The following is a 12,950-nucleotide window of genomic DNA, read 5'->3' on the forward strand; positions in this document are numbered from 1 at the left end:
TGTCTCCACGCACCCTTCTAAAAGAAATCAACGCTTTCGGTTGGCGTCTCGGGCTTGGCTTGCTTGAGCTTGTAGATCACTTCGCTGTTGTGAAGAAACTCGTGAATGGCATTTCCTTCATTGGGGAACGCCGTTCCGTCCTCTTCCTCAACATACTCGTGATCGACATAGTTCATCGCCATGTCCAAAGCCTGTTCAGCCTCCTGTAACGTGAAACCGTTCCAATCAACTTCCGAACTCTTAGAGCCATAATGAGCGGCTTCAATAGCACGGAAGAGACCGGACGTATACCCTTGCAGGTACGTCTCTTGCTTCGGCAAACTTGCCGTTAAGCGGGACAGGTTGATACGCATGTTCCGATTTCCTCCTTTGTTTTGGGCGAAAAAAAAGACCAGGAAAACAAAAAAAGCGCACCGAAATAAGGTACACTTCTGTTCTCCTGGTCAAAATTACGCCTGATTACTTATTGACGGCAATATGCCGTACTCGCTCGCTCTTCGCCGAAAAAAGGACAGCGGAGAAAATTTTGTATTGCTAAGTATTGGCTAAAGTATAGCATAGGGCCAGGCTCAGATAAAGAAAAAAGTGGGAAGCGGCCAATAGGCGCTTCCCACTCTATGCAGTCAGTCGGTCGGTAAGGTGGTTAACACCGCAGCGGATCCGGCCACGTGCACAAATCGATCGTAAACTCGTTGAACTGCTGATAAGCGGGTGTTGTTGTAGAGTGGATGGATCGATCATCATGGTTTAAATAGTTCCTTTCGGGAATCAGATGGCGAAGTGACGGAAGAACACAAAGTAAACCAGGACGAATGTTAACAGAACAAAGCCGCCTTCAACGACAGAGCCTTTCCATGTTCCGGTACTCATCAGGTTCAGCTTCAGGCGCCATTCAAACGGCGGCAGCGGCCGGATTCCGCGATTTGTAACCGAATCGGCCAGCAGGTGCAGCAGATACGAGAGTCCTCCTGCAATCCAAAGCGTATGACCGTAATCGGTTGTTGCAAAGTACAGGAGCGCGGTCCAACCGAGCAACCCGAACGCGGTGTGGGTAAGGCCGCGGTGCGGCAGGAGTGCGCAGATGATAAGAAGGCTTCCGATGATGTAGTTCCAAGGAATGAACGCATGGCCGAACAGGATCAGTCCGGCGCCGATCAGTACCATGACGACATTTCGTAGGGAGCGGGTTGGCATCAACGATACCGTGCCTACTAGAACCGCAAGGACGATATTCCACGGGGTAAACGCTTGACCAAAAAAGTAAAGAAATACGCCGAGCCCGACAAGTGCGAACTGAAGGAACCGGAGGAAGCGGGTCGGAATCGCACGTGAAACGAGAAGCGAATTGGGCTCGTCAATATCCGGAAGCAGCGCGCTGACCGCCGTAACTGCGGCAACAGGCAGCGTAATCTTCTCGTCGGCTAAACCTAGAACGCTAAGTGTGACGCCTGTGCTGATAACCAAATGGGATTTTCCCATCATGTCGACCACTTCCTCTCAAATGGGCAGGATACGAACAATATCTTCAAGCTTCTCGGAATACTTGCACTTCGGCAGGCTTTTAATGACGGTTTTACCGTACCGTTTGGTCCGCATGCGGCTGTCCAGAATGATGACCGCGCCCTGGCATTTCATTGACCGGTTTAGCCGGCCAAACCCCTGCTTCAGTTTGATCATCATCTTCGGGAACATATAGTCCACGAAGCTGTTCCTCTTTGCCTTTTCAATTAACTCAAGCTGTGCCTGGATCAGAGGTTCGTTAGGCTGCGGGAACGGCAGTTTGGCGATCACAAGGGTCGTAAGCGCGTCCCCCGCCACGTCAACGCCGGTCCAAAAGCTGGAGCATCCGAGAACGATCGTACGCGGGTTGGTCTTCAACTCGTGAATGATCTTCTCCCGATCGCATCCCGGGAATTGAACCAGCAGATTGTAACCCCGCTCGATGCAATGGGGTTGGAATTTTCGGGAGACTTGGTTCATCGTCTCGAAACTGGTAAACAGGACGAGCATCCGGCCACCGGAATACATGAGAATTTCCTGCAGCTTATCGGCGGTGTACTGGGTTATATCGGGGCTGTCCGGCGCCGGCGCATCGTCCGGGCAGATAATCATCGTCCGGTTCTCATAGTCAAATGGACTGCTGACCATCACACTGTCATAATCCTTCACGCCGCACCTACCCGCAAAAAACTGAAAGGAGCCGTTGGTGGACATTGTGGCGCTGGCGAGAATGACTGGCACTTTATTGAAGAGACCGTTGGCCAAAACCACCTTCGGAAAGAGTGGCGCCGCATGAAGCGTAACATTTCCTCGGCCCTGAACCGTCGCCCAATACGCCCAAGAACGCTTGGCATTCTCCCCGATGAAATCCAGATCGTCATTCCCTTCAAAAAGCCGGTCCAGTATATCGGAAACGCCGCGGATACTCAGCGCCTTGATTTTCTCGATAAACTCCGTCAGGATCGAGCAGACTTCGCTCATATCAATCTTCTCGTTCAGCAGCTTAAATGCGTCATTCTTCATCCCCTGCCCGACCGAGGCATATGCTTCGTCCATCTTTTGCGTGAAGGACTGACGCAGCTGCGTGAGAGCAAGCTGATTACTTATATCGAGATCGTTGAAGGCATCCCGCCTGAAGAGGTAGTCGAAAAGCGTCTCGAACCGATTCAAGTCCACCTGCTTCTCGAAAATGTTGCAGCAAACGTCCTCGAGCTCGTGGGCCTCATCGAAGATAACCGCGTCATAGGCGGGAAGCGAACCATTGCCGGTCTTTTTCCGCATAATCAGGTCAGTGAAGAAGTAAGCGTGATTCGTTACGATGATATGCGCCTTCTGCATCTTCTCCTTCAAGTCTTCCAGCATGCAGTTATCGGGCTTTTTGACGGAAGGACAGGAGGAAGCGGAGATTCGATTCCAAAGCGCGTCCTCAACATCAAACCCGAGTGCGGTACGGTCGGCAATACCCTCTTTACTGACCTTAGAAAAGATCCGCTGAACTACCTTGGCGTCCTTGTTGTTGCTCCGAAGCATTTCCTGCCACAAACTCTCCAACTTCGAGTAACAGACATAATGGGACTTCCCTTTGACGAGCTGGTACTTCAGATTCAACTTCTCCATTTTGAGAATTTGCTGAACCCGCGGGAGCTCCACGTTCACGATCTGCGTCATCAGAGGGATCGTATGAGTGCAGACCACGATCGTTTTTTTATTTTTGACGGCCCACTGCGCTGCAGGAATCAAGTAGCCGAGGGATTTACCCGTTCCTGTACCGGCTTCGCACATCAGGTGCTTCTCCTCTTCCAGCGCCATGCCGACTTTTGTAGAGATGAGAATCTGCGGCGCCCTCGGGCTGTAGCCTTGCACGAGCTTGGACAAATGCCCGCCCTGGCCTAGCGCACGCTCGATAAAGTCTTCCAAGCCGCTTCGCCTCCGATTGTTATATATATATTAATTAATATACTATCATACTAATATATTACCAAATGACAACGATTTTACCAAGTAACCGCGAACGCTCCACAAGGTCTACATCCGACAGCTCAAGAGGGCTTTAAGCAACAGATATTTAAACATATGGATCGGATCGATGGCGTTGCGGCCATTGCTCAGGGCAGTACTTATCTTGTTAGTTGTGTTTTAGATTTAAAATCCTTTTCAATGCTCTCGTACTTCGACATAATCAAGAATTGAAAGATAACAACGGCTGCGAAGCCGCCCACGAATAGAATTAGAGCAGACATCCTACTACCATTCATATCGGGTAGCACGATTCCACTTGCTCCAATCACAGAAAGTGCCGTAAAAACTATTTGAAAAAATCTGTAGTGATAGGTGGAAAGGAATTTAAGCATTTTTAATTCCGTCTCCTTCTTCATACGCCTCACCCTCCTAATGCCGCCGTATATTTAGTATCGATGACCATGCATCATAATTCCCTGGCTTTGATACATCTCAATTAGATGCATTTTATCGTTCATAGCACTTTATCTAATGCCTTCACTACCCAATTATAATCTGCAGGGTAGATCAATAATAGAATTAATAGTGATTATTGACCCATTCTACTCTCATCAAATTTTAACCGCGCTCCATCTGGCAACTTTCGTTTCAGGTGATCAGGAAGATGATTATAGCAGTAGGTCATTTTCTCCCGGTTCAAATTCGGAACAACCCCTAGGATGTCCCATTCAGCATGAGTAAGTGAGTTTCCACATTTTATGCAGCTGCGTTCGACTCTTGTATTCGGCTGATGGCCAAGAGTGACGTCAGGAACGGGAGGCGGTGAATCGAGCAAATGCCGAAGAGCGGGATTGCTCGCCCAATCCTTCTCTTTCTGATAGAAAGGTGCGAGGTCTCGCCATCCGATCTCCCATGTATCAAGAGCTTCACGAAAGGCTTCGTTCGTCGCCAGATCGACCTTATTGGCTACATGCTTAGCTTCGGTGATCTCTGCGAACCCAATGCCGTCGCGGTAATGCGGCCCGATCGTAACGCGGCAAATTACCTTGACGTAGCCGTGAGGGACGTTGATCTCAACATCGCGGATTTCGCGGTTCCAGCGGCTGTTCGTTGCATCCTCCACGCGGTCGGTATAGACCTGGTTGGGGATGTAAGCGCGGCCGGTATCTTCCCGCTGCTTGACGGTGCCCTGCGGGAACCGTGCCTTAATACGATCGATGACTTCCTGATAGTTCAGCTCCTCCATGTTCCCGCTCCTTTCTATTTCAGATTCATCTTGCCAAACTTCGCCATGTAGTTATCGAACAGCGTATAGACTCGCTGTGCCATCTTCACCCGGGCCGGCAGGTCACGAAGGAGCAACTTGCAGTATTCCACTCCCGATTCAGTGATCTCGTAAAAGCGGTTGTAGCGGTTGTCCCCTTCCCATTGCCGATTAACATGCCCGCTCTCGGCGAGCGCCCGAAGCCGTTGGCTGAAGTAGGCATCGTTTACGCCTACGCCGTCGAGCGTCTGTGTAATGAACTGCTCCATTTCACTGTGATAGCGACGGCCATTCATGAGATCGGAAAGCACGATAAAGTCAATGACCTGCTGCACCTTCACCACATGGCCAAGAGATTCGGTTTTCTCGATCGGATTTTCATTGCGTGGCATATCCTTTTGTTGCCTCCTTCAATTTGAAGATTATAATACACCGGCAATCCCAAGGAATCCGATTACAGCAGATCCGAGAATAACGCATGATGCGAGCAACACGTTCCGCGCCTTAATATTCCAAAGCTGGACGAGCTATTCATCATTCCCCACCGGCAGGGAGGGGGAGGAAAAGTCGCCGGTATTGAGGATGCCGCCCTGGATTTCTCCCTCTTCATCCAGATGAACGTACTGGCGCGTCCACGAATGCTTGTACGCGAACCGGCCGTCCTCCACGAACATGAACATGTAATTGGCGATCGCTTCATCCCGCTCCACTTCCGTCAAATCCAGCCGAGCGAGCGCCCGGAAAAGCGGCTGAAAATTGCGCTCGTTCTCCGACTGGTCATACAGCGTTTCACTGTCATTCGCCACGGATTATACCTCCATTCAACCAAACATATATTCCCCTGCCCATATTATACCACAGACACGCTTTATATCAATATACTTGTTATCACCCTTGCAGGCATCCCGCTCCCCTCCACGACCTACTTTTTCCGGATCTACCCCTTCCGACCCGATCTTCTAGTTTCTACGTATCTAGATTCGTACCTAGTTGCAGACCTGCAGCTCTGTTCCTATATCCGTGTTTATTCTTTTGGGCTTTCTCTCCCCAGTAGCAGATCACCTCCCTGCTACTTAATCCGGACCAAGTTGCAGGTCTCGCCCGTCGGGGGGGCCGCCGCGCGCTGCGCGAAAACCGGGTCAGAAGGGAAGACCTCGTCATGTAAAGAAACAGAATAGCCACAAGGTCGAAGACCACCCTCGCTGAATCGGATCGGAGCGGGACATGCGGACAACGGCAGGCCGCGGAAAGGTAACTAGATGAGCGGTCATATGTGGATCGTATCTAAGGAAGTGGAATGAAGCAGGTATAGATGAAATCACTGGAGCGGGGCAAACGATCAGACGAAGAGAGCGTGAGCAAAGCAGCGGGCAGCTGCAGGATATGTCAACCGTGCGATAGTCTGCCGGCCCAATCATACAAGGGTGTAAACAAGTATATTGAAAACAAGTGAATTCTTCCGCGGTTAATCGAGCCTAAAGACTATCATTACTGGTTGGCCACCGGAAGTCCGAAGCTACGAACAGATTCTCCAAGAAGCTAAACAAAACTGGAGCCACCGGTGACGTGGGGTTCGGACGAGGAAAATCGAGCCACATTCAAACATAAAAGGCAAAGTCCTAGTTGGCCATAGAAAAGGAGCTCCGGATTTTTCCGGGGCCCCTTATTCAGTGTTTTTATTCATTTTGTTACTTCCCACACTTGCAATTCCTAATTTCGCGGCAGCACTTAGGACAGCAATACTGAATCTTCAAAATGCACACCTTCTATTCAATAAGTATCTATCTTCTTATGCATCTTCAATGCTAGGGAATTCCTTCTTAATTAACTCGATCTCACCGATTTTATTTAGAAACTCGATAACCTCTGTTTGAGACATTGGCTTAATATCATCGTAGAAACCCGCAAGTGCGTCATAACGAAACACCAAATCAAAAATTAAAGACTCGGATCTGTTTTTAGTAATAAAGTAATTTCCTTTTTTCGTTTTATATAAGCTGTACCATCCTGGAGTCAGATCGGCTACTAACTCCGATTTGGTTACATCGTACATTTTATTGTCAATTACAGCTTGAAGGGATTTGGGTTGATATTGGCTATTTTTATTCTGGATCAAAGTCATTCACCGCCCTATTCTATATGATTCATCAACCACCATAAAATGCTACGGGATCGTATCCGTGGCCTCTGCCTTGATGATAAGGCTGCACCATCTCGCCCACTTCACATGTCTCGTCCTGTCATTGATCAAACATTCTAGAAGCAACTTGACTAGCGCTTACACCTTTATTCATTCCGTTGACGTGCACTTCCCGAAATATTTTCCGAAATACGTCGACTGTTTCTTTTTCCCATCCTTCCAACCATTCCACCTTAGATTCTTCTTTGGCCGAAAGCTTGCGTCCCAACATATTCTCCAAGATGCTTTGAGTAGATTCGCGTTTATTTCCCATTCCGTTCACGCTCCCTTCAGAACCGATCGGCAGCGACGGATCTCCTTTGCCTGGACTAACCGATTCGGCAGCCTGAGCAAACCATTTGTCCCGTTCAGCCGTCAGCCGCTCTATCTCTCCCTGCTGGCGCTGTACCTCGTCGGTCAGACGCTTATTAGACCGTGCTGTGGCATCCAGATGCTTTGTTTTTATTGCCAGCGCATCTGATGCAAGCTGTAGGCTTTCGGTCAGCCGCTGTAACTCAGCTAGGAGGGATCGGTTGTGTTTCAGCGACTCATGCATATCCTCGATATCGGCGCCCTCGTCATAGTCGCAGTAAGCCTCATCCAATAGATCAACGCGCTGCACGATTTCCGCCATCTGCTCCACCGTCATGGGCTGCTGTGAGGATGGAACCTGGACCGGCTCGCTCCCGTCCTGCTCGACGCAACCCCAAGGGACTCGGACGCCCCTTCCGTCATCGAGGGAGAGTGCAATCAACTTGCGCGTCCAGTCGGCCTCATAAACGACTCCAGTCATTCCGGCGTACTCTCCGCGCACTACTTGCGCTGGTGCTCCTACGATGATCGCTTGGAGCTGCTGTTCGTTACTCACGCAGACTCACCTTCTTCCGTAGCTTTTCGTGCAACCGGCTTCTCACTTCGTCCACTTCTTCGTCTTCGTGGGCATTAAAAGCATCCGTCGCCCTGAGAAGGTAATACAATTCATTGAATGTGAGGTAAACGTTATTCCCTCTTGGTTGCTGTTCGTTACTCATGCCCTGACTTCCTCATCGCTGATAAGAAATAAGTATTGCTCGAATGGTAGTGGGTCAAGGCCGTTTTCGGCACAGAGCAAGCAGTAATGTGCGTATGCCTGCCGGTCGAGCTGTTCGTAATTCATGGGCTTCCCCCTCATATTCCAACGGTACTGTATCAGCCGTAGCCTCAGTATAGAATCTTCATGCAATGTGGATCGGGAGCCGAGTAAACATCGGATACCGGCTTCCCGGCCCTTCTTTCCCGGGACGCGGCCATCAGCGACTCGTGAATCCATTCGTCCGAAATGGTGTACAGCGCTGGTTCGGAGCCAGAAGCGATAAGAGCAGACGCTTGCTCCATGGTGTAAATCTCGCCCTCGTAGTTGATGTATGTGCCGGGCCGAAGCTCGGAGAAATGAATGGTTTTCATCGATATATCCTCCTTGTATGGGAAGCCGTAGCCTCCGGATATTAGTCCTGCTCGGGATCGTATTCGTAAGAGGTCTGCACCACCAAAACTTAAGCGTCCTCGTCCAGCACGTCCTTGGCGACTTGGCACCAATATCCCTGGTCGTTGACGGCCTCAGCCATTTCCGTGATCGAGATCCTGGTCGATCGGGCTGCTGTCCAACGTCCACGCGCCATCCGCGTCGCGCTGCAGGTTCGAGACCTGGCCGGCTCTGTGAACCGTGCAAAAAGGTCCGAGATGCGCAGCCGGGAGGCTCTCGATCCGCTCACTCTAATTATAGGTGAGCTGGAGTCACTAAAAGCAAAATTGTCGCCAGCGTCAATATTAATGCCGGTGGGACAAAGATTAAGTACCCGACCACGTTGAGTAGTATCGATCTTGATGGATTTTTCTTGTATGCGAAGATCATATATATGCCGGCGCTCATGCAAATGCAGCAAACGGTGATAAAGAAACTAGCGATGCCATTAAATGATGAAGACCTATTATTCCATCCCACAATGCCGGTAGCGAGAAGCCAATATCCCCAAATGACCCCATAGAAAATAATTAATCCTCGAAAACTCTTTTTATTGCTCAGTTGTATAGATTCTTTCTTCATCTCCATTGGATCCCCCTTTATTTTAATCTAACAAAAGTTACGCTCCTATGTGTTACATGAATTCAATAGAGTCTGTTCCCCTATGAGGAAACAGACTCTAACGTTAATTGTGATTTGATTTGAATATTTAATAATTCTTGCTATTAAAAAGAGCCAATTGGAAAGAGCGTTAAAAATCGGATCGTCCCTTTCGGAACCCGTACCCGTTCCCTCCTTAAACCTATGTATATATACTAATCATATAATATACAAGTATTGGAGTAAATGAAATTGGATACAATGAAACAAATCGATAGTGACAGGATAAGAATTATATTATTCTCTCTCACCACGATCCATTCGGTCTCTACCAAAAGTTGCAGCAGCCCACTCTTCCAGAGTCATGCCGTGTTGCTCTTTGAATCCTTCTATCTCATCCTTTTGATCGAACACGAGGAGCTGGCTATCCGCTTCCACATCGATCGGTGTACCTACCGACGTTTTGCCGAGGTTATATACATTTGGCGTTGCGTGCAGCAGCCGTACGTAATCTCCGGATTTGTTACAAGCAGCACCCACCGCGGTATTGTCCGCTTGACCAGGTGTGAGCGGTCCAAAGATGGCGCAATGCGTCATTTCAGCATTCAGCTTATCGCATATTCGGCAGGTCGGGTGAATTTTTTGTTTTGCCATCGTGAATAACCTCCAGTGCTATTTGAAATCATCATATAACGAAATTATGATTTCACAAAATTTTTCTGCACACTCGGTTAAGACAAAAAAAGAAGAGGCGGTTAGACCGCCTCTTCTTCTGAGTATTATGCACTTTTCAATTGATATCCATGTGTAGCAGGCTTCTTCTCATGAGGGTAAAGAATGTCAGCTGCTTCTCTTTGAATTTGCTCGAGCTCGTCGCCAAGCTTCTCGGCTCTCTCGAAAAGCGCATCGACGTCTTCCCATCCTGTTCTGGTTTTCATTCCCGCTCAACCCCTTCCGCGCTGCACGTCTTTGATGAGACGAATATCATCTGAGGTTTCCTTTATAAACCAAAGAGAGAGAGCGGCTGCCCTCTCTCCCGGTGTTGTTTATTTAGAAATTGAACGCGTACTGGTCATCGGTGACGTTGTAGACCTTCTTGGTCTTGGTCTTCACCGTCTTGCCCTCGACAAGCAGCTCCAATCCCTTCCACGCCGTATCGGTCGCCTTTGTGCGATCGGTCACCGGCTTAACGGTCAGGTTGTAAACCCAGCGGCGGAATTCCTCCGATTCTACCGGTACGGCCGCTGGATCCCACCGAAGTTCAATATCGCCAAGCAGGGACGCGTTAATGACGGCAAGGCCATTCATACCTTTATTCACGTTTTGCTCAACAAAATTGATCTGTTGTTCAATCCGTTGGTAAAGATCGGCCGGCACAGCCTCGGTTGCCCAAGCAAGCAGGGCGTTACGCAGCGAGTCGCCGTAGAAGACGCGGATCGGGGACGCCGGTTCGCTCGGTTTCGAAGCGTTCAGATCGTTCCAGATATCGAGAACGTCCTCCTGCTCTTCCTCGAACGCCGGTGCCTCGGTCGGCGCCGTCACGCCAAGCTTCGATGCGTCGATCGTCATTTTGCCCCAAATGGATTCCGCGCTTTCCACGCCCATATTGTTGCCGACGAACCGCTTTGCAAGCTCCTGCGCAAGACTGCCTCCGGAGCCTTCAGTCAACGCCGCAAGCCCTTCCTGGCTGAACTGTCCTTCCAGCGCAAGCGCCGCGCTCATCTTGGCAGCCATCAGGTTGATGGCAAGCTCTTGCATAGTACCCTTGTAGCCGCAGTACACGGTCTCGCAAAGATTCTTCTGCCCGATACGCCAATGGCGCCGGCTGGCTTGACGAACGATCGACAGGCGGTAGCCTGTTTGGTAAAAAAACAGAGACGGGAAGCCGAGCAAATCCAGGCCCGTTGAGACGAGAATGGGATTAGTAAGAAGTACCTGAATCCCCTCTTTTTCCCTTTTGGCGATCCACTCTTCCCGGTCCGGACCATCGACGTTCGATTCCAGGACGGCCGTTTTGATTCCTTGTTCCTCCAGCAACATTTGAAGCCGTTGCAACGTACCCAACTTTCCGGTAAAGGTAGCATAGACGCCAACCTTCCGGCCGGCTTTGAGACGCGCCTTCACGTATTTGATCAGCTGGAGTTCTTTCGGGTATAAAACCCGGTCACTTAGCCGATAACTAGGAGGAACGATCTCATCGCCGCTGTCCGGGTGATAGACGCCCTCGAAATTAAAGGGAACGTCCGGGTAGCTGAGCAAGGTTGACAGGAGACTTCCCAAGAGGACGGATTGACCGCCGCCCTGAAGTTCTTTCTGAACCGCTTCGCGCAGCAAGTTCTCGACCTCGGACAAGTTACGTGACAAATACCAAGTGGGCGCCACAAGGCGCATCCCCTTCGTCGGCTTGCGTTTGGTTCTTCCCGGCCTACGCTCGATCTTCGTGATACACGGAATGAATGACCTGTCGCCTTTGAGCGAGACGTTCATCGGACCTTCGGAGAGCTCCGGCAGAACCTCAAACATATCGGACATTTGGATAAAGCATGCCACGTCGCTCAGCATATCCGTAAAGAGCTGCGGAGCCGCGGCCGGCAATTCCTTCGTGTTCGCACGCTTGGAGGATCCGTTGCTGGAACTGTTCAAGTCCTCATCCTTGCGGATTTTCGTCACTTTCTCGCGGACGCCGTAAAGGTCGATCCACCTTCCAACATCGCCCCAGTTGAAACCATTCTCTTTCAATCTAGCAGGGAACATTCGATAGAATAGTTCAAATAGGTTACTAGCATACCCGTTCATGAGGGTACCCGTCATAGCGAGCGCATACTTCGCGCAGCCCATCAGAACGTGGAAGGCATGAGCCTGGGCGCTGCCCCCGGTGAGCTCATGGCATTCATCCCCGATCGCCAAATCGAACTTGTTCTTAAAATAACGCTTGAACAAGTGTGCCGGCGAAACCTTACGAGGAGAAACGCCACTTGGCTTCCGGGATTCACCCGAAAAACTACTCTTGTCTCTATTTTTTGCCTGCCACAAAGGAGCGCCACATGTCCGGTAATCGTCCTTCTCGGGATCGCTGTTCTTGTACAGACGAACTTGACTGGAACAGAACAGATTGTTTTTACGTCGCGTCGGCTTTCCGTGCTTGTTGAAGAAGTCCTCGTATTCCATCGGAACCATGCTGCCTTCTTCTTCTTTCATCAGCTGACCGCCGCAATCCGGGCATTTCCACCCTTGGAAAACGGTCTTGCTGACCTTCTTTACATCATCACCCTTGACGACCCGCTTTGCATAGGAGCGGTCAACCCACTGAGCAACAGGTTCGTAAATATACCCGAGTTTCGCCGTGTCGCGGGCGATGATGTACACTTCGATTTTCTTCGGCTTGAACTCCATCTTGCCGCTGTCACGCAGTTTGATGACGTCCACGAAATCGTCGAGGAATGTAACCTCAAACAGATTCTTATCGAGCAGAATCCCTACTTCCCGCTTCGTCTTCTTGATCAGATGGTTCGGGACCATGTAAATGACACGGCCTTTGCCATTGAGCAGTTCAGACAATAAGCTAAAAAACAGGGAAATACTTACCGCCGTTTTCCCGGTTCCCATTTCCCCGATAAGCATGAGTCGGCGGTTCCGTTTGAACCCTTTGAGCAGCGCGGTCACCACATGCGCCTGGGCGCTGAATAGCGGTCGCTTGATCTGATCCAGAACAGCCAGCGTTTCATCATTACCCGGGTGGTGAACCGGCACATACTCTTCATTCAGGCGCCGAATCAGGTCAGCCCCGAACAGGCTCAGGTAATCACCGATGTTCTCAATATCATTGAGCGATGTGGGAACGGCAGGGGCCGCCCCGTCCGTTAAGAGGGCGATATCCCCTTCCCCGATAACCGATTCGTTGTTGATCAATTCCAATGTCTCCGTAGTCAAATTAAATGGCCTCCTTT

Annotated in this window: 17 protein-coding genes and 1 pseudogene; all 18 read right to left on the minus strand. The window is 50.1% G+C overall.

Translation table 11 applies throughout. The features are described 5' to 3' along the window. Positions 1-17: 17 nt before the first annotated feature. Positions 18-353 (minus strand): hypothetical protein, encoded by a 336-nt coding sequence (locus tag ACLBWT_RS18725; RefSeq protein WP_447664647.1) that lies wholly within the window; start codon positions 351-353, stop codon positions 18-20. 415 nt (positions 354-768) lie between these two features. After that, entirely contained in the window at positions 769-1,482 is a 714-nt protein-coding gene (locus tag ACLBWT_RS18730) for a metal-dependent hydrolase (RefSeq protein WP_447664648.1), read from the minus strand. A gap of 15 nt (positions 1,483-1,497) precedes the next feature. Then, complete coding sequence (locus ACLBWT_RS18735) at positions 1,498-3,417, minus strand: ATP-dependent DNA helicase (RefSeq protein ID WP_447664649.1); 1,920 nt, start codon at positions 3,415-3,417, stop codon at positions 1,498-1,500. Positions 3,418-3,505: 88 nt separating this feature from the next. Next, a pseudogene (locus tag ACLBWT_RS18740) lies at positions 3,506-3,625 on the minus strand (transposase); the annotation flags it as partial. Beyond that, positions 3,618-3,875, minus strand: a complete 258-nt coding sequence (locus ACLBWT_RS18745; protein WP_447664650.1) for a hypothetical protein — start codon at positions 3,873-3,875, stop codon at positions 3,618-3,620. The pseudogene ACLBWT_RS18740 and the gene ACLBWT_RS18745, both read right to left, overlap by 8 nt. A 173-nt stretch (positions 3,876-4,048) precedes the next feature. Beyond that, complete coding sequence (locus ACLBWT_RS18750) at positions 4,049-4,705, minus strand: hypothetical protein (protein WP_447664651.1); 657 nt, start codon at positions 4,703-4,705, stop codon at positions 4,049-4,051. A gap of 14 nt (positions 4,706-4,719) precedes the next feature. Next, entirely contained in the window at positions 4,720-5,115 is a 396-nt protein-coding gene (locus ACLBWT_RS18755) for a PadR family transcriptional regulator (protein WP_447664652.1), read from the minus strand. 135 nt (positions 5,116-5,250) lie between these two features. Next, positions 5,251-5,529 carry a hypothetical protein gene (locus tag ACLBWT_RS18760; protein WP_447664653.1) on the minus strand — a complete coding sequence of 93 codons (279 nt, stop codon included), beginning with the start codon at positions 5,527-5,529 and terminating at the stop codon, positions 5,251-5,253. A gap of 983 nt (positions 5,530-6,512) precedes the next feature. After that, on the minus strand, positions 6,513-6,839 hold the full coding sequence (locus tag ACLBWT_RS18765) for a hypothetical protein (RefSeq protein ID WP_447664654.1): 327 nt from the start codon (positions 6,837-6,839) through the stop codon (positions 6,513-6,515). Between the two features lie 124 nt (positions 6,840-6,963). Then, positions 6,964-7,770, minus strand: coding sequence for a hypothetical protein (locus ACLBWT_RS18770; protein ID WP_447664655.1), 807 nt, complete (start codon positions 7,768-7,770; stop codon positions 6,964-6,966). Then, positions 7,763-7,933 (minus strand): hypothetical protein, encoded by a 171-nt coding sequence (locus ACLBWT_RS18775; RefSeq protein WP_447664656.1) that lies wholly within the window; start codon positions 7,931-7,933, stop codon positions 7,763-7,765. The genes ACLBWT_RS18770 and ACLBWT_RS18775 overlap by 8 nt, the downstream gene beginning before the upstream one ends. Then, entirely contained in the window at positions 7,930-8,058 is a 129-nt protein-coding gene (locus ACLBWT_RS18780) for a hypothetical protein (RefSeq protein ID WP_447664657.1), read from the minus strand. Before ACLBWT_RS18780 ends, ACLBWT_RS18775 begins: the two co-directional genes overlap by 4 nt. 44 nt (positions 8,059-8,102) lie before the next feature. Next, complete coding sequence (locus tag ACLBWT_RS18785; RefSeq protein ID WP_447664658.1) at positions 8,103-8,345, minus strand: hypothetical protein; 243 nt, start codon at positions 8,343-8,345, stop codon at positions 8,103-8,105. An 89-nt stretch (positions 8,346-8,434) separates the two neighbouring features. Next, positions 8,435-8,560, minus strand: a complete 126-nt coding sequence (locus ACLBWT_RS18790; RefSeq protein ID WP_447664659.1) for a hypothetical protein — start codon at positions 8,558-8,560, stop codon at positions 8,435-8,437. Positions 8,561-8,658: 98 nt separating this feature from the next. Next, positions 8,659-8,991: a hypothetical protein gene (locus tag ACLBWT_RS18795; protein WP_447664660.1), complete on the minus strand. Its 333-nt coding sequence runs from the start codon at positions 8,989-8,991 to the stop codon at positions 8,659-8,661. Positions 8,992-9,300: 309 nt separating this feature from the next. Continuing rightward, positions 9,301-9,657, minus strand: coding sequence for a hypothetical protein (locus ACLBWT_RS18800; RefSeq protein ID WP_447664661.1), 357 nt, complete (start codon positions 9,655-9,657; stop codon positions 9,301-9,303). A gap of 125 nt (positions 9,658-9,782) precedes the next feature. Then, entirely contained in the window at positions 9,783-9,941 is a 159-nt protein-coding gene (locus ACLBWT_RS18805; protein ID WP_447664662.1) for a hypothetical protein, read from the minus strand. Between the two features lie 112 nt (positions 9,942-10,053). Next, the gene (locus tag ACLBWT_RS18810) at positions 10,054-12,933 is read right to left on the minus strand and encodes a DEAD/DEAH box helicase (protein WP_447664663.1); all 2,880 of its coding nucleotides are present in this window, start codon (positions 12,931-12,933) and stop codon (positions 10,054-10,056) included. Positions 12,934-12,950 lie beyond the last annotated feature (17 nt).

Source organism: Paenibacillus sp. D51F (assembly GCF_053345695.1).

What these genes read in the sequence shown, in the direction of transcription:
- ACLBWT_RS18725 (WP_447664647.1), bottom strand. Translation starts at nt 353, where the DNA reads ATGCGTATCAACCTGTCCCGCTTAACGGCAAGTTTGCCGAAGCAAGAG.
- ACLBWT_RS18730 (WP_447664648.1), bottom strand. Translation starts at nt 1,482, where the DNA reads ATGATGGGAAAATCCCATTTGGTTATCAGCACAGGCGTCACACTTAGC.
- ACLBWT_RS18745 (WP_447664650.1), bottom strand. Translation starts at nt 3,875, where the DNA reads ATGAAGAAGGAGACGGAATTAAAAATGCTTAAATTCCTTTCCACCTAT.
- ACLBWT_RS18750 (WP_447664651.1), bottom strand. Translation starts at nt 4,705, where the DNA reads ATGGAGGAGCTGAACTATCAGGAAGTCATCGATCGTATTAAGGCACGG.
- ACLBWT_RS18755 (WP_447664652.1), bottom strand. Translation starts at nt 5,115, where the DNA reads ATGCCACGCAATGAAAATCCGATCGAGAAAACCGAATCTCTTGGCCAT.
- ACLBWT_RS18775 (WP_447664656.1), bottom strand. Translation starts at nt 7,933, where the DNA reads ATGAGTAACGAACAGCAACCAAGAGGGAATAACGTTTACCTCACATTC.
- ACLBWT_RS18780 (WP_447664657.1), bottom strand. Translation starts at nt 8,058, where the DNA reads ATGAATTACGAACAGCTCGACCGGCAGGCATACGCACATTACTGCTTG.
- ACLBWT_RS18785 (WP_447664658.1), bottom strand. Translation starts at nt 8,345, where the DNA reads ATGAAAACCATTCATTTCTCCGAGCTTCGGCCCGGCACATACATCAAC.
- ACLBWT_RS18790 (WP_447664659.1), bottom strand. Translation starts at nt 8,560, where the DNA reads ATGGCGCGTGGACGTTGGACAGCAGCCCGATCGACCAGGATCTCGATC.
- ACLBWT_RS18795 (WP_447664660.1), bottom strand. Translation starts at nt 8,991, where the DNA reads ATGGAGATGAAGAAAGAATCTATACAACTGAGCAATAAAAAGAGTTTT.
- ACLBWT_RS18800 (WP_447664661.1), bottom strand. Translation starts at nt 9,657, where the DNA reads ATGGCAAAACAAAAAATTCACCCGACCTGCCGAATATGCGATAAGCTG.
- ACLBWT_RS18805 (WP_447664662.1), bottom strand. Translation starts at nt 9,941, where the DNA reads ATGAAAACCAGAACAGGATGGGAAGACGTCGATGCGCTTTTCGAGAGA.